Origin of the sequence: Micromonospora sp. NPDC049282, from assembly GCF_043197045.1 — a bacterium.
GTDB lineage: Bacteria > Actinomycetota > Actinomycetes > Mycobacteriales > Micromonosporaceae > Micromonospora.
On sequence record NZ_JBICSL010000016.1, the window covers coordinates 74,446 to 95,563 of the forward strand.

The window sequence follows — 21,118 nt, forward strand, 5'->3', positions numbered from 1 at the left end:
GTCATCTTCCGTCCGGAGATTCACCGGCAGGTCAGGAACCGACCAACTGGACGTCACGCCGGGCCACGGAGACCATCGACGGGGTGGCGGTGACCGGCTGGTTCACCGAGGACTTCACCCTGGCGGAGCTGAAGACGCCGCGGGCGAAGGAGTGGCTGCCGCAGGTGCGGGTGACCAACACCGCGTTCGACGGCCGGTTCGAGATCCCCCGCGGCCGGACCATCGGCGTCTACCCGGAGACGAAGCACCCGACCTACTTCGCGTCGATCGGTCGCGCGCTGGAGGAGCCGCTGGTCGCGGTGCTCCGCCGGAACCGGCTGACCCACCGGAACGACCCGGTCTTCCTCCAGAGCTTCGAGACCGCCAACCTGCGCCGGCTCGACAGGATGACCGACTTCACCACGCCGTAGTGGCGGTATCCCACCGCCCAGGACCCCGCCACCTCCCCGAACTGGCTGGGACGACAAGGGTGGCTGGGACGGCAAGGGTGGCAAGCCCGAGCTGCCCGTCACCGGCGACAGCGTCGCCCAGACCTCCTACCTGGGTGGCGGTCTGCTGGCGGCCGGCGGCCTCCTGATCGGGCTCAGCCGGGTGCGCCGGAAGGCACGCCTCCAGCTCTGAACCCGTACCCGATCGCAGCGGCCCGGCGGAACACTCCCGCCGGGCCGCCGCGCGTTCTGAATCGATGGCGGGGCGCGACACAGCGGCGTCCCGCCGGGTGGTGCCGGCGGCCACCGGGCACGGGGTGGTGATCCACCTGTCGGGGGTGGTTGTAACGGCGGGCCACCCCACCCTGGTTACTTGTGTGTTTCGGCCACATAGCCCGTGGGTGACGTCACTTCTAGCGTGAGCCGACAACTGACAATCCTCCTGTCCTCACCTGGAGTCGCAATGACGATCCGGCACACGCGACGGGTGTTCCTTTCCGCCGCCACGATGATGGCGGCCGCGCTGGCCGCCACCGCCTGTGGCAGCCCGCAGGACACCGCCTCCGGCGGCGGCGACGCCGCGCCGGTCAAGGTCGGCCTGGTCTACTCCCAGTCCGGGCCGCTGGCCAGCTACGGCAAGCAGTACATCGAGGGGTTCAAGGCCGGCCTCGACTTCGCCACCAAGGGCACCGGCAAGGTCGGTGACCGCAAGATCGAGCTGACCGAGTCCGACGACGCGGGCGACCCGGCCAAGGCGGTGTCCGCCGCCAAGGACCTGATCGGCAAGGGCACGAAGATCATCGCGGGGTCGACCTCCTCCGGGGTGGCGCTCCAGGTGGCCCCGATCGCCGCGCAGAACAAGGTGCTGTTCATCTCCGGGCCGGCCGCCACCGACGCGGTGACCGGCGCGAACAAGTACACGTTCCGGTCCGGCCGGCAGTCCTGGCAGGACGTGGTGACCGCCAAGTCGTTCATCGGCGACGCGGCCGGCAAGAAGGTCGTCGTCTTCGCCCAGGACGGTGCGTTCGGCGACGCGAACGAGGCCGCCGTCAAGGCCGTGATCGGCGGCGCCGGCGCGACCGTGAGCAGCGTCCGCGCGCCCGCCAGCGCCTCCGAGTTCACCCCGTTCGCCAGCCAGATCAAGGCCGCCAAGCCGGACCTGCTCTTCGTCGCCTGGGCCGGCACCACGGCCGGCGCCATGTGGCAGACGCTCGACCAGCAGGGCGTGCTCGCCTCCACCACGGTCGTCACCGGTCTGGACATCCGCGCCTCCTGGCCGACGTTCGGCGCGGCCGGCAGCAAGATCTCGTTCCTGTCGCACTACTTCGACGGGGCCAGCGACACCGAGGCGGCCAAGGCCGCCAAGGCCAAGATCCAGGGCGGCACGCTCGACCTGTTCCACCCGGACGGGTTCGCCGCCGCGCAGATGGTCGTCCGTGCCGTGCAGGAGGGTGGCGACGACGTGGAGAAGATGGTCAAGGCGCTGGAGGGCTGGGAGTTCGAGGGCGTCAAGGGCACCATGAAGATCCGCGCCGAGGACCACGCGCTGCTCCAGCCGATGTACCAGGCCAAGCTCGCCGGCAGCGGCACCGCGTTCACGGCGACCGCGCAGAAGACCCTGACCGGTGACGAGAGCGCGCCGCCGGTCGCGCAGATGAAGGGCTGAGGAGGTGCTCGCCACCCGCGGTCTGACCTGGCGGATCGGTGAGGTCGCCATCGTCGACTCCGTCTACCTCGACCTGCAGCCGGGGGAGTTCCTCGGCGTGATCGGGCCCAACGGCGCCGGCAAGACCTCACTGTTCAACCTGATCACCGGCCTGCGCCGGCCCACCGAAGGGAAGGTCCTGCTGGACGGGGCGGACGTCACCGCGCTCCCCCCGCACCGGCGGGCCCGGCTCGGCCTGGGGCGTACCTTCCAGGCGTCCTCGGTCTTCGGGTCGCTGACGGTGCGGGAGAACGTCCGGCTCGCCGTACAGGCGCACCGGGGTGGCTCGATGAAGCTGTGGCGGCGGGCGGCGGCCGACCGGGAGGTGGCCGCCGCCGCCGACGCGGCGCTCGACCGGGTCGGCCTGCACCACCGGGGTACGGCGCTGGCCGGCACGCTCGCCCACGGCGAGAAGCGCAAGCTGGAGATCGCCCTGCTGCTCGCCGGGGAGCCCCGGGTGATGCTGCTGGACGAGCCGATGGCCGGGGTGAGCGCCGAGGACGTGCCCGAACTGGTCAGCGTGATCAAGTCGTTGACCGGGGACAGCGGGCGGGCGGTGCTCATGGTGGAGCACCACATGGACGTGATCCTGGAGTTGGCCGACCGGATCGCCGTGATGCACCACGGCGCGCTGCTGGCCTGCGACACCCCGGACACGGTGATGGCCAACGCCACCGTGCAGGAGGCGTACCTGGGGGAGTCGCTGTGAGCGCGAGGAGTGAGCCGGGTTTGCGAGCCCCGCAGTCGCGAACGAAGGGCGGCACAGTGGTCGAACCTGTCCTGTCCGTGACGGACCTGTCCGTGCGGATCGCCGGGCTGCACATCCTCCAGGGCGTGTCGTTCGAGGTGGCGCCGACCGGCGTCACCGTGCTGCTCGGGCGCAACGGCGTCGGCAAGACCACCACGCTGCGCGCGATCGTCGGGCTCACCCCTCGCAACGGCGAGGTGCGCGGCACCGTGCGGATGGGCGCGCAGAGCCTGCTGGCCCGCCCCACCCACCGGCTGGTCCGCGGCGGCCTCGGCTACGTGCCGGAGGACCGGTGTGTCTTCGCCGGGCTCACCGTCGCGGAGAACCTGCGGCTCGCGGAACGGCGGGGCACCACCCCGGCGTACGACAAGGTCTATGCGCTCTTCCCGGAGCTGGACCGGCGCGGACGGCAACGGGCCGGCTCGCTCTCCGGCGGGCAGCAGCAGATGCTCGCCATCGGCCGGGTGCTGCTCAACGACAACCGGCTGCTGCTGGTCGACGAGCCGACCAAGGGGTTGGCGCCGAAGGTGGTGACCGAGGTGGCCGAGGTGCTGGAGCGGGTCGCGGAATCCGTGCCGGTGCTGCTGGTCGAGCAGAACCTGGCGGTGGTGCGGCGACTGGCGTCCGACGCGGTGGTGCTCTCCGCCGGCCGGGTCGCCTGGACCGGCGACGCCCGCGAGTTGCTGCTGGAGACCGCACTGACCAAGTCGCTGCTGGGTGTGGGGTCCGGGGAGGTGCCGGTGAGCGCGAGGAGTGAGCCGGTCCTGCGAGCCCCGCAGTCGCGAACGGAAGGTGGCGCAGCCTGATGAACACGGTGGTCCTGTTGACGTTGACCGGGCTCGGCCTGGCGGCGCTCTACTTCCTGGTCGCCTCCGGCCTGTCCCTGGTCTTCGGTCTCGCCGACGTGCTCAACTTCGCGCACGGCCTGTTCCTCGGCGTCGGCGCGTACGCGACCTGGTGGGCGGCGGGCAACCTGCCCGGCGCCGGGCCGGACGGCCTCGGCTTCGTGGTGGCGGTGCTCTTCGGGGTGCTGGCCGGCTCGCTGGTCGCGGTGCTCGTCGAGCTGGTGCTGATCCGGCCGCTCTACTCCCGCACCATCGAGCAGGTGCTGGTCACCGTCGGCCTGTCACTGGCCGGGGTGGCGCTGCTCCAGGCCACCTGGGGTGCGGACCCGCGGACGTTCCCGCGCCCCGACTGGAGCCGGAACGTGACCTCGGTGTTCGGCGCGCAGGTGCCGAACGCCGGGCTGCTGCTGATCGTCGCCGCCGTGGTGGTGCTCGGCGCGCTGCTGGCGTTCCTGCGCTGGACCCGCTACGGCCTGATCATCCGGGCCGGGGTGGAGAACCGGGAGATGGTCACCGCGCTCGGCATCGACGTGCGCAAGGCGTTCACCCTGGTCTTCGCGATCGGCGGGGCGGCCGCCGCGCTGGCCGGCGCGCTCGGCGGCGTCTACTTCGGCACCGTCTCGCCGGGCCAGGGCGGCTCGCTGCTGATCTTCGCCTTCATCGTGGTGGTGATCGGCGGGATGGGTTCGGTGGTCGGGTCCGCGTACGCGGCGGTCGCGGTGGGGCTGCTGCAACAGTTCGTCAACTACTACGGCACGTCCGGGCTGGGTGACCTGTGCGTGGTCGGCCTGCTCGCCGTGGTGCTGCTGCTGCGTCCGCAGGGCCTGGCCGGAAAGGTGGCTCACGCATGACCGAGGTCAAGAGTGCCGAGGTGCCGGCGCCGCCGGCGTCGGTGCCCGACGAGCTGACCCCCGGCCGGTCCCGGTGGCACGGGCTGCGCCCGTACCTGCCGGTGGTGGCCCTGGTGGTGGCGGCGGTGCTGCCCTACTCCACGCTCGACCTGCCGGGCATCTTCGAGGGGCCGCTCAACTCGCCGGGCACGCTGCAACTGCTCGCCATCTGCCTGGTCTTCGGCGGTCTCGCGGCCGGCTACGACCTGCTCTTCGGGCGCACCGGCATGCTCTCGTTCGGGCACGCGCTCTACTTCGCCGCCGGTGTGTACGGCACGGACGTGCTGGTCACCAAGGCCGGGCTGCCGCTGTGGCAGGCCGCCGTGCTGACCGTGCTCGGCGGGACCACCCTCGCCGCGCTGCTCGGCGCGGTGGCGCTGCGTACCGTGGGCATCGCGTTCGCCATGGTGACGCTGGCCTTCGCGCAGGTCGGGGCGATCCTGGTGGCCCGGGACTTCGGCGGGCTGACCGGCGGCGAGGAGGGGTTGCCGCTGGACGTGTCCGGGCTGCCGTCGGCGCTGGTCGGCGTCACCAACACGGTCAACCTCTACTGGCTTGCGTTGGCCTACCTGGCGCTGGTGGTCCTGGTGGTGCACCGGGTGAGCGGCTCGCCGACCGGGCGGGTGCTGGCCGGGCTGCGCGACGACGAGCGCCGGATCGGGGTGCTCGGGCTCGACCCGTACCGGTTCAAGCTTGTCGCGTTCACCCTGGCCGGCGGCCTGGCGAGCGCGGGTGGCGTGGTCTACGTGCTAATCGTGGGCGGGGCCAGCCCGCACATCACGTCGTCCGAGCTGACCCTGTCGCTGTTGGTCATGGTGGTGCTCGGTGGCCCGGGCACCCGGTGGGGCCCGGTGCTGGGCGGCATCCTCTACATGTACCTGGACCACCGGCTCACCGCGTTCGGCAGCAGCGACGCGGTGAACAGCCTGCCGGCGTTCCTGAGCCACCCGCTGAGCCAGCCCCTGTTCGTCCTGGGCACGGTCTTCATCCTGGCGGTCTACTTCTTCCCGGGCGGCCTGGCCAGCCTCAGGTCCCGCCTGGCCCCCCTCCTGACCGCCCTCCGCCCTCGCCCCTGACCCCCACCCCACCCCTGTTGATCAAGGGGTTTGCGTCTGGCCTCCGGCTTAGAGTGACGCAAACTCCTTGATCAACAGACGGTCGGGGGAGGTCCGGGGAGGGGTTGAGCGGGATGGGCGAGGCGCGGCGGTTGGGTGTGGTCAGTGGGGGTGGGACGGGGATCGGGGCCGCGGTCGCGCGAGGGCTCGTGGCGGACGGGTTCGACGTCGTCGTCGTCGGGCGTCGCGGGGATGTGCTCGACGCGGCCGCTCGGGAGATCTCCGACCGGTGTGGACGGGCGGACGCGGTCGTGCCGGTGGTCGCGGACCTGACCGATCCGGGGCAGCTCCCGGCCGTGCTCGACGCCGTCGGGGAGCGGGCCGTGGACGCGGTGGTGAACAACGCCGGTGGCTACCTCGGCGGACCGACCGGCACGCTCGACGAGGTGGCCGCGTGGTGGCGCGCCAACCTCGACACCAACGTGCTCACCGCGGTCCTGCTCACCGAGGCGCTGCGACCCGCCCTGCGCCGCCCCGGCGGACGGGTGGTGCTGCTCAGCTCCATCGCCGCCCAGCGCGGCGGGGGCGGGCCCTACTCGGCGGCCAAGGCGGCGCTGCACGGTTGGGCGTACGACCTGGCCGGGCAGCTCGGCCCGGACCGGATCACGGTCAACGTGGTCAGCCCCGGATACGTCGCCGAGACCGAGTTCTTCGGCGACCGGATGACGCCGGAGGGCCACGCCAAGCGGGTGGCGGCCACTCTGGTCAATCGGGCCGGGGTGCCGGACGACATCGCCGCCGCGGTGCGCTACCTGGTCGGCCCGTCGGCCGGCTACGTCACCGGTCAGGTCCTGGGCGTCAACGGCGGCTCCGTCCTCGGCCGCTGACACGCCGCGACGGGCGGTGGCCCCCCGTGTGGCCACCGCCCGTCCCGCAGTTCGCGGGTCAGCCGTTGAACATCTCGTACGCCAAGGCCGGCGCCTTCTGCACCTGGTCACCGGTGGGCGCGGCGATCTTCGGCGCCTTGCCGTAGTCGTAGTACTTCGTGACCAGCTTCATCGCCTTCTGCTTGCCGGCCGCCGGCACGTCCAGGGTCAGCGAGGTCAGGTTGCCGTCCGGGCCGACGACGGCGGTGAACGGCACCTTCTTGCCCGCCTCGCCCAGCGCCTTCAGGTCCACGTTCTCGAACGTGCTCTGCACGTCGGCGTTGTCGGTCAGGTCGGCCAGGCCGGTGTACGTGCCGTTGCCCTTGTCGGTCACCGTGTCCGCGGTGCGGATGACCGCGGCGGTGTTGCCCGGGTCGGCGCCCTGGTAGGCCGGGATGCTCGATTCGTCCTTCAGCTTGCCCCGGTCCATCGCCATCCAGCGCTTGGGCAGCTTGAGCGAGTCGGGTACGTCGGCGAGGCCGGTCAGCTTCACCCGTAGCCACAGGTCCTGGTCGATGAAGCGGAACGTCAGGCCCATGGTGAACTTCGGGTCGTCGTTCTGCTGCTGGATGGCGAAATCCATGGCTTCCCCGGCCGGGTCCAGCACACCGGTGAACTTGTCGGTGCCGTCCTGCAGGAGGAACCGGAAGGCCGGGTCCTGTTCGGTCGGCACGGCGGCCAGCAGGGTGGCCTTCGGATCGGCCGGCGGGGTCGGCGCGGGACCGGAGCCCTCGGAGGCGTCCCCGGTGCCGCACCCGGCCGCCAGAGCGGTGGTGGCCAGCACGGCGGCCGCGCGGAGCACGATCCGCCGGACGGTCGCGGCGGTGCCGTTTCGCTGCGTCATCTTCTTCGACTCACTTTCCCGGGTCGGTTGTTGCCGCGGAAGCATCGCAGGCCGCCACGGCCGTGCCGCTGCCGATATGCTGCCGTCCGACTGCCGTCGGCCACGGCGGGCGACGGCCGGGGGTACGGGGGCGGAAACTCGCATGTCAGAGGCGCTGCGCTTCGAGCTCCTCGGTCCACAGCGGGCCTGGCACGCCGACCGTCCACTTGATCTGGGTCCGGCCAAACAGCGGGCTGTGCTCGCCGTGCTGCTGCTCGCCGCCGGCCGTCCGGTCCGTACCGGCCAGATCGTCGAGGCGGTGTGGCCGGAGGAAGCGCCGGTGAACGGCGCCAACGTGGTGCAGAAGCACGTGGCCGGGCTGCGCCGGGTGCTGGAGCCGGACCGGTCGCCGCGTACGCCGGCCCGGGTGCTCACCCTGACCGACGCCGGTTACGTGCTGCGGGTCGCGCCGGAGGCGGTGGACGCGGCGCGCTTCGAGCGGGGTGTCCAGCGCGCCCGGCAGGCGCAGGCGGACGGGCGTACGGCCGAGGCGCTGGCCGAGGTGGACGCCGCGCTGGAGCTGTGGCAGGGCGAGCCGTTCACCGGGTTCGCCGGGCCCTGGTTCGACGCCGCCCGGCACCGGCTGGTCGAGTTGCGGGCGGTCGCGCTGGAGACGCGTACCGAGCTGGAACTGGCCGCCGGCCGGCACGACGAGGCGGTCGGCCGGCTGGTCGAGCTGACCGCCGAGTTCCCGGTCCGGGAGCGGCTGCGGCTCCAACTCATGCTGGCGCTGCATCGCGGCGGCCGGCAGGCCGAGGCGCTGGCCGCCTACCGGGACTTCGCCGTCCTGTTGCGCGACGAGTACGGCATCGAGCCGGGCGAGCCACTCCAGGCCCTGCACCGGCGCATCCTCCGCTCCGACCCGACGTTGCTTCCGCCGGTCGCGGACCTCCCGGCGCCACCCGGCGGCGTCGACCTTGCACCCGGTCTGCCGCCCCCGCCCGTCGCCGGGCCGCGGCCCACCCCGGCGCACCCGGTCCCGCCGCAGACCGTTGCGCCGGATGCCGTCCCGGCCGGTCCGGCAGCAGCGGCCCGGCCGACAGCCCCGCGGATGGCGGCGTTGCCGAGCTGGCCCACGCCCGCACCGGCAGCCGCTCCGGCGCCGACCGCCGTGGTGCCGGTCGGACCGGTGCCGTGGCCGCTGCCGCCCGCCGTCTCCCATCCGAAAGGGTTCCGCGGTCAACCGCGCTCCCGCGCCATGCCGGCATGGTTGTCGCTGGTCAGCACGCTGTTCGGGATGTTCATCGCGTTCGTCTCGTTCGGGTTCCTCACCTGGCTGGTGATGCTCGCCCACGCGATCTGGTGGCGCAGCTTTCGCCTGCTCCTGACCGGCCTGGGCTACCTGGCAGTCGTCGGAGCGCTGATCTACCTGATCGAAACGAGCCCGGAGGTGGACAACGACGAGGCTGGCACGGCTACGTTTGTCGGCTTCGGGCTGATAGTCGTCGGCGCGGTCGTCGGCGCGCTGCACATCCTGCTCCTGAACCCGCACGTCCGGCGGGCCCTCAGCCGGGTCCTCCGACCCGGTGAGGTGGATCGGCTGGCCGCCCGGTCGCGGCGGGAGGAGGCCCGGCAGTTGCTTCTGCACCACCCGGGCGCCCGCTGGGAGTTGCGGATCGGCCGTCCCGACCTCTCCCGGGCCTACGACGACGGCGGGCTGATCGACGTCAACGCGGTGCCCGACCAGGTGCTCCTCGGCCTGACCGTGCTGAACCCGGGGCAGGCGCGGCACCTGGTGCTGGACCGGGTGGTACGTGGCCCGTACACCTCGATGGAGGAGCTGGTGGCGCGGTGCATGCTGCCGCCTGCGGTGAACGACCGGCTGCGGGATCTGCTGCTCTTCCTGCCGCCCGAGCCGCCGGCCGCCCCGCCGCCCCTGGTAGACATGCCTGATGAGTCAGGATCGGACGGCCGTGCGGGAACGGGCCGAGGTGGTGCTGCGGCGGCTCGCGGGTGACCACGCCCGGCTGCGCGAGGACCAGTGGCGGGCCATCGAGGCGCTGGTGGTCGACCGGCGGCGGGTGCTCTGCGTCCAGCGCACCGGCTGGGGCAAGTCGGCCGTCTACTTCGTGGCCACCGCGCTGCTGCGCGAGGGCGGCGAGCACGGGCCCACGGTGATCGTGTCGCCGCTGCTGGCGTTGATGCGCAACCAGGTCGAGTCCGCCGCCCGGGCCGGCATCCGGGCCCGCACCATCAACTCGGCCAACCTCGACGAGTGGGACGAGATCACCGCCGAGATCAACGCCGGGGCGGTCGACGTGCTGCTGATCAGCCCGGAGCGGCTGAACAACCCGGACTTCCGCGACGGCGTGCTGCCGAAGCTCGCCGCCACCACCGGGCTGCTGGTGGTGGACGAGGCGCACTGCGTCTCCGACTGGGGGCACGACTTCCGCCCCGACTACCGGCGGCTCCGGACGTTCCTGGCCAACCTGCCCGAGCGCACGCCGGTGCTCGCCACCACGGCCACCGCCAACGCCCGGGTCACCCGCGACGTGGCGGAGCAGTTGGGCGACGCCCTGGTGCTGCGCGGCACGCTGGACCGGGAGTCGCTGCGCCTCGGCGTACTGGAGCTGTCGAGCCCGGCCCACCGCCTGGCCTGGCTGGCCGACCACCTGGACCGGCTCCCCGGCTCGGGGATCGTCTACACGCTCACCGTGGCCGCGGCCACCGAGACGACCGAGTTCCTCCGGGCCCGCGGCTGGTCGGTGGCGGCCTACACCGGGCAGGCCGAGGACGCCGACCGCCGCGCCGCCGAGCAGGACCTGCTGGACAACAAGATCAAGGCGCTGGTGGCCACCAGCGCGCTCGGCATGGGTTTCGACAAGCCCGACCTCGGGTTCGTGGTGCACCTCGGCGCGCCGCCGTCGCCGATCGCCTACTACCAGCAGGTCGGTCGCGCCGGTCGCGCCGTCGACCAGGCCGAGGTGCTGCTCCTGCCGGGCGTCGAGGACGCGGCCATCTGGCGATACTTCGCCTCGCTCGCCTTCCCGCCCGAGGAGCAGGTCCGCGCCGTGCTCGCCGCGCTGGACACCACCCGGCCGATCTCCACCCAGGCCCTCGAACCGGTCGTCGACCTGCGCCGGGCCCGCCTGGAGTTGATGCTCAAGGTGCTCGACGTGGACGGCGCGGTCCGCCGGGTACGCGGCGGCTGGCTCGCCACCGGCGAGCCCTGGGTCTACGACGAGGCCCGCCTGCGGCGCGTCGCCGACGCGCGCGCCGCCGAGCAGCGGGCCATGCGGGAGTACGCGGCCACCTCCGGCTGCCGGATGCGCTACCTGCGGGAAGGGCTCGACGACACCGGGGCGGCGGACTGCGGCCGGTGCGACAACTGCGCCGGGCCGCTGTTCGACGCCGAGGTCTCCGCCGAGGCGCTCACCGCCGCGCAGACCTTCCTCGGCCGCCCCGGCGTCCAGATCGCGCCGAAGAAGCTCTGGCCGACCGGGTTGGACGCGGTCGGCGTACCCCTGAAGGGCCGGATCGCCCCGGCGGAGCAGGCGCTGCCCGGGCGGGCCGTGGGCCGCCTCTCCGACCTGGGGTGGGGCGGGCGGCTGCGGGGCCTGGTCGGGCCGGAGGCGCCGGACGGCCCGGTGCCCGACGACGTGGCCGCGGCCGTGGTCGAGGTGCTCAAGGCGTGGGCGCACGGCGACGACCCGTGGCCGCGTCGCCCGGCCGGCGTGGTCGCGGTCGGCTCCCGGGCCCGGCCGCGGCTGGTCGGCTCGCTGGCCGAGCGGATCGCCGCGGTCGGCCGGCTGCCGTTGCTCGGCGCGGTGGTCCCGACCGGCCCGGCCGGCGCCGGCGGACCGCGCGGCAACAGCGCCCAGCGGGTACGCGCGCTGCACGACGCCTTCCACCTGCCGGAGGAGCTGACCGACGCGCTGCCCGGGCTGGACGGGCCGGTGCTGCTCGTCGACGACCTGGTCGACTCGGGCTGGACGATGGGCATGGTGGCGCGCCTGCTGCGTCGCGCCGGCGCGCCGGACGTGCTGCCGCTGGCGCTCGCCGTCGCCGGCTGAGGTGCAAGGCGGGGCCCCCTGTCAACGCTTCCGGTAGAGGAACGGCCCCCGCTGACACCCGCGCCGGCTGCCGGCGGGTGCGAGCGGCGCCACTGTCCGCCCGGGCGTCGTCGGCGGGCGACCCGGCCGGCGGTACCGTGGGGCCATGACCGAGCAGCGACCCGTCGTCCAGACGTACACCGTGACCGGGATGACCTGCGAACACTGCGTCCGTGCGGTGACCGGGGAACTGGCCGCGCTGCCGGGCGTCGACGAGGTCCGGATCGACCTGGCCGCCGGGACGGCCACGATCACCAGCGCGGCCCCGCTGCCGGTGGAGTCGGTCCGCGCCGCCGTCGACGAGGCGGGTTACGAGCTGGTCGGCGGCGTTGCCTGAGTCCGACGCGGCGGCGGGTCCGGTCGCGGTGGACCGGGAGACGCTGCGGCTGGCCCTGGTCGTCGGCGGCCTGGTGCTGGCCGTGCTGCTCGGTTTCGGGCTCGGCCGGCTGAACCCGCCCGCGAACCCGGTCCGCTCGGTCCCGGCGGGCTCGGCCCCGGCGGGCTCGGTCCCGGCCGGCGGTGCCGCCGCGGCCGGTGGAGACCATTCCCACGCGCCCGGCACCGGTGCGCACTCGCACGACGGCGTCACGGTCACCCAGGGCGGTGGCGACGGCGCGACCGGCCTGTCGATCAGTTCGGCCGGCTACACGCTCGTCCCGTCGGGCCGGGAGCTGACCGCCGGCCGCGCCGGTGAGCTGCGGTTCCAGATCCGCGACGACAAGCGCCGGGCGGTCACCCGGTTCGCCGTCGTGCACGACAAGCCGATGCACGTGATCGTGGTGCGCCGCGACCTCACCGGCTACCTGCACCTGCACCCGACGATGTCCGCCGACGGGACCTGGTCGGTGCCGTTGACGCCGTCCGACCCGGGCGCCTGGCGGATGTACGCGGACTTCACCGCGGTCGCCGACGACGGCCGGCAGGTCGCCGCCGTGCTCGGCGCGGACCTGGCGGTGCCCGGCGGGTACGTGCCCCGTCCGCTGCCCGCCCCGGCCAGGGCGGCCACGGTCGACGGGTTCACCGCCGCGTACACCGGCACGCCCGAGGCGGGTCGCTCGGCGCCGCTGCGGTTCCGGGTCACCGGCGCCGACGGCAGCGCCGCGCCGCTGGAGCCCTACCTGGGCGCGTACGGGCATCTGGTCGCGCTGCGCGAGGGTGATCTCGGCTACCTGCACGTGCACCCGGAGCCGGTGCGGGACGGCGACGCGGTGACGTTCTGGTTGACCGCGCCGGGGCCGGGTCGCTACCGGATGTTCCTGGACTTCCAGGTCGGCGGCGTGGTGCGGACCGCCTCGTTCACCCTGACGGTCGCCTGACCCGAGGGCGGAGGCGGACGCGGGCGTCGGTCAGCCGGCCCGACGGACCGGGCGGCGGGCCAGGTAGCGGAGCAGGTCGCGGATGTGGTGCTTCTCCTCGGCGGGGACGTTCGGGTCGGCCAGCCGGTCCAGGATCACGCGTACGTCGGCCTCGACCGGACCGTCCTCGGCGCCCCGGCGGCGGGGCACCGACCCGGCGTCGGGCAGGCCCAGCGCCCGGAACGCGGCGGCCACCGGCAGGTCGAGGGCGGCGCAGAAACCGCGCACCTTGGCGAGCTCGGGGTAGTCCTGCCAGTCGCCGGCCAGCCAGCGGAACACGGTGGAGCGGCCGACGCCGGTGTGGGTCGCGAGGTCGGTGACCGTCCAGCCGCGCTCTTCACGCGCGTCGTCGATCGCCCGTCGCACGAAGCGCGCGAAGGCCATCTGCGGAGAAACGTCGGTGGAACCCATCCCCCCGGAATCGTCCCCTTCCGCCGGTGCGCCCGGCTCTGCGCCCCGAGCCTAGTACGCCCAGGCGAGGAAACAACTGACTGATCGGACGGAAGGTCCCGTGGGTGGGACCGACGCAGCGTGAACACTCGCGTACAGTCAACTAAGCTGGACGAAACCTCCCCGGCAGTTCCTGAAACGCGTTCGCCGCCGCCGGCAACTCCGACCAGCCGGCGAAGGTGGTGCCGTTCCCGAGCCCGTCGCAGGACACCGAGCGGTCCACCAACCGGGGCCCGGGCGAGCGGGTGTCGGCGCTGGACCGGGGCGACCGCAACCGGGGCGAGCGCCGCCGCTAGCGCGGTGCCCGGTCCGCGTCCGCGAGCAGCGTCTCCAGCCGGGGCGTGACGCCCCACCGGTCCACCAGCTCGCGATATTCGGATTGGTTGCCGTCGGACGGCGCGCCGGCCGTCCGCCGCGCCCGGATGAGCAGGTTGCGCGGGGTGTGCCGGGAGTCGACGAACTCCACCACCTCGGCGCGGTACCCGTGCAGCCGGAGCAGCCCGGCTCGCAGCGCGTCGGTGAGCACGTCCGCGAACCGCTCGCGCAGGATTCCCTGCCGGGTGAGCAGCTCGTCCGGCCCCGGCGCGGGGCGGGCCCGCAGCTGCGCGGCCAGGTCGTGGTGGCAGCACGGGGCGGCGAGCACCCAGCGGGCGCCCCAGCGCACCGCTCGGGCCAGCGCTTCGTCGGTCGCTGTGTCGCAGGCATGCAGCGCCAACACCAGGTCCGGGGCCGGTTCGACAGGCGCCTCGGCGATGGTGCCGGCCACGAAGCTGACCCGGTCGGCCCAGCCCAGCCGTTCGGCCAGCTCGGTGTTGCGGCGACGCTGGTCCTCCCGGACGTCCACGCCGACCAGCGTCACGTCCAGGCCGCGCTGCGTCAGGTAGCGGTGGGCGGCGAAGGTCAGGTACGCGTTTCCGCAGCCCAGGTCCACCACGCGGAGCGGACCGCTGAGGTCGTCCGGCAGGGTGGCCGCCAGCGCCCGGAGGAACGCGTCGACCTGGCGGCGCTTGGCCGCCGACCCGCCGATCGCGTCGAACAGCGGGTCGCCCGGGTCGAGCAGCCAGTCCTTGGCCCGGTCGTGTCCGGCCGGTTCGCCGGCCGGCCGGCTGGCCGCGGCGCGGTGCACCTGCGCCTCGCCGGACTTGGTCACCCGGAGTTGGACCGTGGTGTCGCCGGTCTCCACGTGCCAGTTGCCGAACGGCTCGGCGAGCAGTTCGTCGACGGCCGTGCCGGCCTCCGTGCCGGGGGCGACGTTGCGGGTGTGCGGCCGGGCGCCGTCCGAGGTGGCGATCTGCAGCCGGGAGCCGGCCTTGAGCGTGACCGGGCGCAGTTCCGCGCGGACCACCGAGGGCCGCCGCCCCCGCCGCCGACCTGCGGCCACGGCCCGGATCAGGCCCGGGCCGAGCAGCAGCGCGCGGACCTCCCGCAGCGCCGCGTCCAACGGTTCCGCCATGTCGTACCCCTTCCTGCTGCCCCGGGCCCCGGCACGGGGGTGGGGGCAGGGAGCGGCCCCCGGAACCGGTGGGTCCGGGGGCCGTGGTGTGTGTCTGGTCAGTCGGTGGTGCTGGTGGCCTCGGCCGGGGTGCCGGAGCTGCCACCGCGCCGGCGCCGGCGCCGGCGCGGCTTGGCGGCGGTGTCGCCCTCGGCGGGGGCCGTGGCGGCCGGCTCCGCGCCGCCCTCGGCGGTGATCACGCCGGCCGGCTGCTCGCCGGCCGTCGTCTCGCCGGCCCGACGGCGGCGCCGGCGACGCGGGGTACGGATGCCCTCGTCCGCCCCGGCGTCGGTCGCCTCGCTCCCGGCGGCCGGTACGCCGCCGGTCTCGTCGTCGCGGCCGCGCCTGCGGCGGCTGTCTCCGCCCCGGTCGCGGCTGTCTCCGCCCCGGTCGCGGCTGTCTCCGCCCCGGCCACGGCTGTCCCCGCCCCGACCACGGCTGTCTCCGCCTCGGCCACGGCTGTCACCGCGCCGCGACCGGCCGCCGCCCAGGTCCTCCTCGACCTCGGCCGACAGGCCGGCGCGGGTGCGCTCGGCGGTCGGCAGGGTGCCGCTGATGTCCCGGGAGATGTCCAGGTCGGTGTAGAGGTGCGCGGAGGTGTGGTAGGTCTCCGGCGGCTCGGGCATGTCCAGCCCGAGCGTCTTGTCGATGATCCGCCAGCGGGGCATGTCGTCCCAGTCGACGAACGTCACCGCGACGCCTGTCGCCCCGGCCCGGCCGGTGCGGCCGATCCGGTGGGTGTAGGTGTCCTGGTCCTCCGGGCAGTCGTAATTGATCACGTGGGTCACGCCGGTGACGTCGATGCCCCGGGCCGCCACGTCGGTGGCGACGAGCGTGTCGATCTTGCCGGCGCGGAACGCCCGCAGGGCCCGCTCCCGGGCGCCCTGGCCCAGGTCGCCGTGCACGGCCGCCACGGCGAAGCCGCGGAAGTCGAGATCCTCGGCGACCCGGTCGGCGGCCCGCTTGGTGCGAGTGAAGATCATCGTCAGCCCGCGACCCTCGGCCTGCAGGATCCGCGCCACGATCTCGACCTTGTTCATCGAGTGGGTGCGGTAGGCGAGCTGCTGGGTCTGCGGCGACGGACCCGTCTCGGCGGTGTGCCCGGCGTGGATCGTCACCGGCCGGCGCAGGAAGCGCCGGGACAGCGCGACGATCGGGTCCGGCATGGTGGCCGAGAAGAGCATGGTCTGCCGGTCCTCCGGCAGCATCGCGAGGATCTTCTCGACGTCGTCCAGGAAGCCCAGGTCGAGCATCCGGTCGGCCTCGTCGAGGACGAGCGCGCGAACCCGGTCGAGCCGCAGGTGCTTCTGCTTCTGCAGGTCGAGCAGGCGGCCGGGGGTGCCGACCAGGATCTCGACGCCCTTGCGCAGCGCCTCGATCTGCGGCTCGTACGCCACGCCGCCGTAGATCGGCAGCACCCGGACACCCCGGGTGCGGCCCGCGGCGTCGAGGTCCTTGGCGACCTGGATGCCCAGCTCGCGGGTGGGGACGACGACCAGCGCCTGGGGCACGCCGTCGCTCCCCTCGGACGGGGCGAAGACGCGCTCGAGCAACGGGATGCCGAAGCCGAGCGTCTTGCCGGTGCCGGTCGGGGCCTGGCCGATCAGGTCGACGCCGCGCAGGCCGATCGGCAGCGCGTATTCCTGGATGGCGAAGGCGCGGGTGATGCCCGCGGCGGCGAGCGCCTCGACGGTCTCCTGGCGGGCGCCGAGCGCGGCGAACGTGGGTGCCTCCGGCGGGACCGGAGCTGTGGGGGCCAGTGGCTGCCCGGTGGTCTGCTCACTCATGTGGATGTGGGGGTGCCCTCTCGTGGTGCGCCCCTCATGTCCTCAGGGCGCGAACGGTTTGGCGTGGGCCACGCGATCGGCGGCGGTTTCGCCGAGCCGGACCGGGCCGCACGCGCGCCGGGGACCGGTGCTGATCAGCGAAGCTGATCTGGTCGGTGCCCACGGCAACTGTCTTATCCTACCTGAACAGCCCCTGAGTCGTCCCGATTCCGGGTGCCGGCCGCGCATCCAGGGGTGGCGCGTGTGACCTGCGTCACAGGTCGGTGGGGCTGTCGGGGAGCGGTGACCTGCGCTCGTGTCCGCCCCGACCCCGCCGCCGCCGACCTACGTCGAGGCGTTGCGGGGGTACCACGACTCGACCGAGCCGCGGGACTGGGCCGAGGCGGTGACCAAGGCGTACGTGGGCGACGCGATCACCGACGACTTCCTGCGGCGGGCCGGCGTGGACGCCCCGACGCTGCTGCGCGGGCTGACCGGGGCGCACGCCGCGCGGATGGCGGCCGCCGGCCTGAACAACTGAGTCGCCGCGGCGGGCGCCCCCGCCACGGCGACCGATGCGACGCGGATCAGCGGACGGTGAACCCGACGGCGCGGGGTGAGGCCTCCGCGATCTCGACGTAGGCGACCTTGCCGACCGGCACGATGACCCGCCGGCCCTTCTCGTCGGTCAGGGAGAGCGTGCCCTCGCTCCTGGCGAAGGCGTCGGTGACGATCTGCTCGATCTCGGCCGGCGACTGCGCGCTCTCCAGGACCAGCTCCCGCGGCGCGTACTGCACGCCGATCTTGACCTCCACTGTGCCTCCTCAGCTGGGGCGAAAAAGCCACCGTGGGAAGGCTATCCGATCGGGCGGCGCGATGTTCAGGCTGACTCACCCTGCAGCGGGAAGCTCGCGATGCCGCGCCAGGACAGCGCCGCCACCAGCGCCTCCGCCTCCGGCTTGGGCACCTGCCGGCCGCCGGCCAGCCAGAACTGGGCGGCCGTCTCCGCCGCGCCGACCAGCCCCGAGGCGAGCAGCTCCGCGTGCGCCCGGCTCACCCCGGTGTCGGAGATGATGGTGTCGGTGATCGCCGCGATGCAGCCCTGCTCGACCCGCTCCACCCGCTGCCGCACGGCCGGGTCGTTGCGCAGGTCGGATTCGAAGACCAGCCGGAACGCCTCGCTCTCGTGGTCGACGAAGTCGAAGTAGGCCCGCACCGCCGCGCCGACCCGCTCCTTGTTGTCCTGCGTGCCGCGCATCGCGTCGTGCACCTTCGCCACGATGGCGTCACAGTGCGTGTCCAAGAGCGCCAGGTAGAGCTCCATCTTGCCGGGGAAGTGCTGATAGAGAACCGGCTTGGAGACGCCGGCCCGCTCGGCGATGTCGTCCATCGCCGCGGCGTGGTAGCCGTGCGCGACGAACACCTCCTGGGCAGCGGCGAGCAGCTGCTTACGGCGCGCCGAGCGGGGCAGGCGGGTGGGCCGGCCGGCGGTCTGGGCACCGTTCCCCACTGCGGTCATGGGAACCTCCGAGTATCTGCGTCGAGCCGGCACGTATCGCCCGAACCGGGCCGGGTTCGTGAACCCGTCGCGGAATTGGCCCGCCGCTGTAACTTATCGCCACTGTCACCACACGGTAGCCTCAGCGGGGGCGACCAAGGAGCGCGCGGTGAGTGAAACAGGGCAACCCGGAGCCGCCACCCCGGGAGAGCACGGCGACGGGACGGGTCAGCAGGACGACCCGGCCCGCACCGGCGGCGGTTGGGCGCCCCCGGCGAGCGGCTGGTCCCGAGGCGCCCCGGCGCCCGGCGGCTGGCCCTACGGCGACCTGGGCGGTGGCTGGGCCGCCTCCTCGCCCCGGCACGGCGACCTGCCCGCCCCGCTTCCCGGTCACGCGGCCGAGGAGCCGCCGGCCCGCGCCAACGGCCGCCACGTCAACGGCGTGCGTCACGCCGAGGAGGAGTCGCCCGTGACCCGCCAGGCGCCGGTGAGTGCCCCGCCCGTGGGCGAGCCGCCGCGGGAGACCGACGGCGACCGGCTGGCGGTGCCGGCCCCGCGGCCCGCGCCCGCGGTCGAGCAGCAGCCCGCCGCGGCCGACGCCGCCGGCTCCCGACACGCCTCGGACGACACCGCCGCCGGGCGGGTGCCCCGCTGGGCCGAGAGTGGCCCGACCTCAGCGCCCCCGGCGCTCCAGGTGCCGCCGGTCGGCGCCGCCGCCTCCGGCTTCGAGGTGCCGCCGGGGTTCCACGCGCCCACCGTCGACCCTGCCACCCCGTCGCTCTCCCGCGGCTGGGCCGACCGGAGCGCGGGTGAGCCGGCCGCCGCTGCCGGCCGGGCCGAGCAGCCCCCGGCGGAGCCGCCGGAGCGCCACCCGGCCGACCCCCGCCCGGCCGAGGCGCCGCGGAGCCCCGTCGAGCCCCGGGCCGCCGCCGAGCCCCGGACCGCCGGGCCCGAGGCCCCGGGCGCGGGTGCGGGTGCGGCCCCGGACTGGTCCGGCCCGTCCTGGAACCGCCCGAGCTGGGGCGACGGCTGGGCCCCGCCGTGGGCCCGCACCGACGAGCCGGTCGGGCCCCGGTCGGCCCGCGACGACGAGGCCGCCGACCGGGGACCCCGCGACGACGAGCCGACCGGCCGCCGCGCCGCTCGCGAGGACCGCGCCGTCGAGTGGGCGCCCGAACCGGTGCGGCCGTACGAGCCGGCCCGCGTCGAGCCGCCCACCGGATACGAGCCGCCCCGGCCCGAGCCGGTCCGGCCGTACGAGCCGCAGCGGGCGGAGCCGGCTGCCGGGCAGGAGCCGCCGCACCCCGAGCCGACCCGGCCGTTCCGGCTGCCCCGCGAGGACACCGAGCCGCGTCCGGGGTACGAACCGGCCGGCCAGCGGCCCTCCTGGGCCGGCCCGCCGGTGCCGGTGACCCCGTTCGGCGCGCGTCCCGAGCCGACCGGCGCCCCGTCGGTCCCGCGCGAGGCGCCGGCCGGGCCGCCGTCGACCGCGTACGCTCCCGCGCCGGCCGGCCGGGCCGCCGGTGAGCCGGCCGACGGGCCGCACCGCGTGCCGGAGCAGCCGCCCGCCGAACCGGCCGGCGTCCCGCCGGTCTCCGCCGTGCCCGCGCCGGCCGCGGCGGCGCCGTTCGACCCCTACCGTTCGCCCCGGCCGACCAGCGCCCCGCCCTACGCGGCCCGCCGGTCCGCCCCCGAGCCGGCGCCGGCCGCCGCCGAACCGGCCGCCGAGTCCCCGCCGGCGGAGCCGGCCCCGGCGGTGCTGCCGCAGCGCGTCCCCGCCGAGCCGGACGTGCCGGTCGTGCCCGAGCCGCCGGCCGTGGAACCGTCCGCCGAGACTCCCGAACTCGCCCGCATCGCCACCCACCTGCGCCGGGACGACGAGCCCGCGCCGCTGCGCGAACGGCCGGAGGGCTTCGACGTCAACGCCATCCTGGACGCCGTCCGCGAGGTGGCCGGCGTTCGGGACGCCGCGCTGCGCCGCACCCCGGCCGGCGCGCACAGCCTCCGGCTGGACCTGGCCGACGGCGCCGACCCGGCCGACGTCAGCCGGCTGGTGGCCCGCCTGCTCCAGGACCGGATGGGCCTGGCCGCCGCCCCGCAGAACCTGCCCGGCGCGCCGGCCGTGCCGCCGCCGCCGGTCCGCCGCCGGTCCGCCGCGGCGCGCGCCGACCGCATCGCCGAGCTGCCGCCGGCCGAACCCCGATCCGGTACGCCCGAGTCGCGCGCCGGCGACGAGCCGGACGCCCCGGCGCGCGGCGCGGTTCCGCCCGGGGAGGACCCGCCCGCGCGGGCCGGTGTGGCGCGGCCGGCGAACCGGCCGGCCGAGAACCGTTCCGGCGAGGGCCGGTTCGGCGGGGTGGAGTCGCGCACCGGCCGGCCGACCGACGCGCCGGTCGAGGGCGCCGAGCCGGGTGGCGAGCCGCCGCGCCGGCGCCGGCAGTCCACCCACCGGGGTCGGGCCACCGTGGACGACACGTCGCTGGCTGCCGCGCCGACCGGGATGTCCACCGGCAGCCCGGTGACGCTCGGCACGTCGTACTCCGGTGGGCAGATGACCACGACGGAGACCGCGCCGTCGCGACCGCTCGACCCGGGCGGCGCGCCGGGGCCCCGGGTGGTGATCGACCACGTTCTGGTGAGCACCTTCGGGCTGGATGCCACCACCGAGGTCCGCCTGGTCGCCGGGGACCGGGCGGCCGACGGGCACGCGACCGGGCCGGCCGTCGACGGGTACGTGCTGCGGCTCTGCGCGGTGGCCGCGGCCGCCGCGGTGGACGAGTTGCTCGGCGGGGACGTCCCGCCGGGTGAGCGGGGCCGCTGCTTCGTCGAGCACGCCGCGGTGGTGCCGTTCGGCAACTGCGAGGTGGCGACCGTGGTGGTGCTGCTGGTCTGCGACGGGTGGGTGGAGCAGCTGGCCGGTTCGGCGCTGGTGGCCGGCGATCAGCGGCAGGCCGTGGTGCGGGCCACCCTGGCCGCGGTGAACCGCCGCCTGGAGGCGCTGCTCGCCTGAGGGGTGGTGCGGCCG

20 protein-coding genes are annotated in these 21,118 nt (G+C 74.8%); 14 read left to right on the plus strand and 6 right to left on the minus strand.

Features of this window, described 5'->3' with window-relative positions; genetic code table 11:
- The first annotated feature begins 83 nt into the window (after positions 1–83).
- The 8 genes from ACGFI2_RS23825 to ACGFI2_RS23860 all read left to right on the plus strand — a co-directional run bounded on the left by ACGFI2_RS23825 (position 84) and on the right by ACGFI2_RS23860 (position 6,558).
- Positions 84–410: a hypothetical protein gene (locus ACGFI2_RS23825; RefSeq protein ID WP_393520801.1), complete on the plus strand. Its 327-nt coding sequence runs from the start codon at positions 84–86 to the stop codon at positions 408–410.
- 91 nt (positions 411–501) lie between these two features.
- On the plus strand, positions 502–621 hold the full coding sequence (locus ACGFI2_RS23830; protein ID WP_393520903.1) for an LPXTG cell wall anchor domain-containing protein: 120 nt from the start codon (positions 502–504) through the stop codon (positions 619–621).
- Between the two features lie 270 nt (positions 622–891).
- A complete protein-coding gene (locus ACGFI2_RS23835) occupies positions 892–2,094 on the plus strand; it encodes a substrate-binding domain-containing protein (protein ID WP_393520803.1) in 1,203 nt (400 codons plus the stop codon).
- A gap of 4 nt (positions 2,095–2,098) precedes the next feature.
- A complete protein-coding gene (locus tag ACGFI2_RS23840) occupies positions 2,099–2,842 on the plus strand; it encodes an ABC transporter ATP-binding protein (RefSeq protein ID WP_393520805.1) in 744 nt (247 codons plus the stop codon).
- A 56-nt stretch (positions 2,843–2,898) separates the two neighbouring features.
- The gene (locus ACGFI2_RS23845) at positions 2,899–3,687 is read left to right on the plus strand and encodes an ABC transporter ATP-binding protein (RefSeq protein WP_393520807.1); all 789 of its coding nucleotides are present in this window, start codon (positions 2,899–2,901) and stop codon (positions 3,685–3,687) included.
- On the plus strand, positions 3,687–4,577 hold the full coding sequence (locus ACGFI2_RS23850; RefSeq protein WP_393520809.1) for a branched-chain amino acid ABC transporter permease: 891 nt from the start codon (positions 3,687–3,689) through the stop codon (positions 4,575–4,577). Before ACGFI2_RS23845 ends, ACGFI2_RS23850 begins: the two co-directional genes overlap by 1 nt.
- Positions 4,574–5,692, plus strand: a complete 1,119-nt coding sequence (locus tag ACGFI2_RS23855) for a branched-chain amino acid ABC transporter permease (RefSeq protein ID WP_393520811.1) — start codon at positions 4,574–4,576, stop codon at positions 5,690–5,692. Before ACGFI2_RS23850 ends, ACGFI2_RS23855 begins: the two co-directional genes overlap by 4 nt.
- Before the next feature lie 113 nt (positions 5,693–5,805).
- Positions 5,806–6,558 carry an SDR family NAD(P)-dependent oxidoreductase gene (locus ACGFI2_RS23860; protein WP_393520813.1) on the plus strand — a complete coding sequence of 251 codons (753 nt, stop codon included), beginning with the start codon at positions 5,806–5,808 and terminating at the stop codon, positions 6,556–6,558.
- Between the two features lie 58 nt (positions 6,559–6,616).
- Here the strand turns inward: ACGFI2_RS23860 and ACGFI2_RS23865 are convergent, their stop codons facing one another.
- Positions 6,617–7,441 (minus strand): hypothetical protein, encoded by an 825-nt coding sequence (locus tag ACGFI2_RS23865; RefSeq protein ID WP_393520815.1) that lies wholly within the window; start codon positions 7,439–7,441, stop codon positions 6,617–6,619.
- A gap of 142 nt (positions 7,442–7,583) precedes the next feature.
- Here ACGFI2_RS23865 and ACGFI2_RS23870 point away from each other — a divergent pair, with 142 nt between their 5' ends.
- The 4 genes from ACGFI2_RS23870 (at position 7,584) to ACGFI2_RS23885 (ending at position 12,848) form a co-directional block, all read left to right on the plus strand.
- Complete coding sequence (locus ACGFI2_RS23870) at positions 7,584–9,437, plus strand: BTAD domain-containing putative transcriptional regulator (protein ID WP_393520817.1); 1,854 nt, start codon at positions 7,584–7,586, stop codon at positions 9,435–9,437.
- The gene (locus ACGFI2_RS23875) at positions 9,373–11,493 is read left to right on the plus strand and encodes a RecQ family ATP-dependent DNA helicase (protein WP_393520819.1); all 2,121 of its coding nucleotides are present in this window, start codon (positions 9,373–9,375) and stop codon (positions 11,491–11,493) included. The genes ACGFI2_RS23870 and ACGFI2_RS23875 overlap by 65 nt, the downstream gene beginning before the upstream one ends.
- A gap of 145 nt (positions 11,494–11,638) precedes the next feature.
- Complete coding sequence (locus ACGFI2_RS23880; RefSeq protein WP_393520821.1) at positions 11,639–11,869, plus strand: heavy-metal-associated domain-containing protein; 231 nt, start codon at positions 11,639–11,641, stop codon at positions 11,867–11,869.
- Positions 11,862–12,848, plus strand: coding sequence for a hypothetical protein (locus ACGFI2_RS23885; protein ID WP_393520823.1), 987 nt, complete (start codon positions 11,862–11,864; stop codon positions 12,846–12,848). The genes ACGFI2_RS23880 and ACGFI2_RS23885 overlap by 8 nt, the downstream gene beginning before the upstream one ends.
- Before the next feature lie 30 nt (positions 12,849–12,878).
- Here ACGFI2_RS23885 and ACGFI2_RS23890 read toward each other — a convergent pair whose 3' ends face one another.
- The 3 genes from ACGFI2_RS23890 to ACGFI2_RS23900 all read right to left on the minus strand — a co-directional run bounded on the left by ACGFI2_RS23890 (position 12,879) and on the right by ACGFI2_RS23900 (position 16,616).
- On the minus strand, positions 12,879–13,298 hold the full coding sequence (locus ACGFI2_RS23890; protein WP_181570472.1) for a helix-turn-helix domain-containing protein: 420 nt from the start codon (positions 13,296–13,298) through the stop codon (positions 12,879–12,881).
- 331 nt (positions 13,299–13,629) lie between these two features.
- Positions 13,630–14,790: a class I SAM-dependent methyltransferase gene (locus ACGFI2_RS23895; protein ID WP_393520825.1), complete on the minus strand. Its 1,161-nt coding sequence runs from the start codon at positions 14,788–14,790 to the stop codon at positions 13,630–13,632.
- A 98-nt stretch (positions 14,791–14,888) separates the two neighbouring features.
- A complete protein-coding gene (locus ACGFI2_RS23900; protein ID WP_393520827.1) occupies positions 14,889–16,616 on the minus strand; it encodes a DEAD/DEAH box helicase in 1,728 nt (575 codons plus the stop codon).
- Positions 16,617–16,911: 295 nt separating this feature from the next.
- On the opposite strand from ACGFI2_RS23900, the gene ACGFI2_RS23905 reads away from it, so the two are divergent.
- Positions 16,912–17,136, plus strand: a complete 225-nt coding sequence (locus ACGFI2_RS23905; protein WP_393520829.1) for a ferritin-like fold-containing protein — start codon at positions 16,912–16,914, stop codon at positions 17,134–17,136.
- 46 nt (positions 17,137–17,182) lie between these two features.
- Here ACGFI2_RS23905 and ACGFI2_RS23910 read toward each other — a convergent pair whose 3' ends face one another.
- Together ACGFI2_RS23910 and ACGFI2_RS23915 are read right to left on the minus strand one after the other, a co-directional pair.
- Positions 17,183–17,410 carry a DUF3107 domain-containing protein gene (locus ACGFI2_RS23910; RefSeq protein WP_030502928.1) on the minus strand — a complete coding sequence of 76 codons (228 nt, stop codon included), beginning with the start codon at positions 17,408–17,410 and terminating at the stop codon, positions 17,183–17,185.
- 65 nt (positions 17,411–17,475) lie between these two features.
- Positions 17,476–18,114, minus strand: a complete 639-nt coding sequence (locus tag ACGFI2_RS23915; protein ID WP_393520831.1) for a TetR/AcrR family transcriptional regulator — start codon at positions 18,112–18,114, stop codon at positions 17,476–17,478.
- A 148-nt stretch (positions 18,115–18,262) separates the two neighbouring features.
- Here ACGFI2_RS23915 and ACGFI2_RS23920 point away from each other — a divergent pair, with 148 nt between their 5' ends.
- A complete protein-coding gene (locus tag ACGFI2_RS23920; protein WP_393520833.1) occupies positions 18,263–21,103 on the plus strand; it encodes a hypothetical protein in 2,841 nt (946 codons plus the stop codon).
- Positions 21,104–21,118: the final 15 nt, after the last annotated feature.

Coding starts and splice junctions, on each gene's coding strand:
- ACGFI2_RS23835 (WP_393520803.1), top strand. CDS start 892: ATGACGATCCGGCACACGCGACGGGTGTTCCTTTCCGCCGCCACGATG.
- ACGFI2_RS23850 (WP_393520809.1), top strand. CDS start 3,687: ATGAACACGGTGGTCCTGTTGACGTTGACCGGGCTCGGCCTGGCGGCG.
- ACGFI2_RS23855 (WP_393520811.1), top strand. CDS start 4,574: ATGACCGAGGTCAAGAGTGCCGAGGTGCCGGCGCCGCCGGCGTCGGTG.
- ACGFI2_RS23860 (WP_393520813.1), top strand. CDS start 5,806: ATGGGCGAGGCGCGGCGGTTGGGTGTGGTCAGTGGGGGTGGGACGGGG.
- ACGFI2_RS23865 (WP_393520815.1), bottom strand. CDS start 7,441: ATGACGCAGCGAAACGGCACCGCCGCGACCGTCCGGCGGATCGTGCTC.
- ACGFI2_RS23870 (WP_393520817.1), top strand. CDS start 7,584: ATGTCAGAGGCGCTGCGCTTCGAGCTCCTCGGTCCACAGCGGGCCTGG.
- ACGFI2_RS23875 (WP_393520819.1), top strand. CDS start 9,373: ATGAGTCAGGATCGGACGGCCGTGCGGGAACGGGCCGAGGTGGTGCTG.
- ACGFI2_RS23880 (WP_393520821.1), top strand. CDS start 11,639: ATGACCGAGCAGCGACCCGTCGTCCAGACGTACACCGTGACCGGGATG.
- ACGFI2_RS23890 (WP_181570472.1), bottom strand. CDS start 13,298: ATGGGTTCCACCGACGTTTCTCCGCAGATGGCCTTCGCGCGCTTCGTG.
- ACGFI2_RS23895 (WP_393520825.1), bottom strand. CDS start 14,790: ATGGCGGAACCGTTGGACGCGGCGCTGCGGGAGGTCCGCGCGCTGCTG.
- ACGFI2_RS23900 (WP_393520827.1), bottom strand. CDS start 16,616: ATGAGTGAGCAGACCACCGGGCAGCCACTGGCCCCCACAGCTCCGGTC.
- ACGFI2_RS23915 (WP_393520831.1), bottom strand. CDS start 18,114: ATGACCGCAGTGGGGAACGGTGCCCAGACCGCCGGCCGGCCCACCCGC.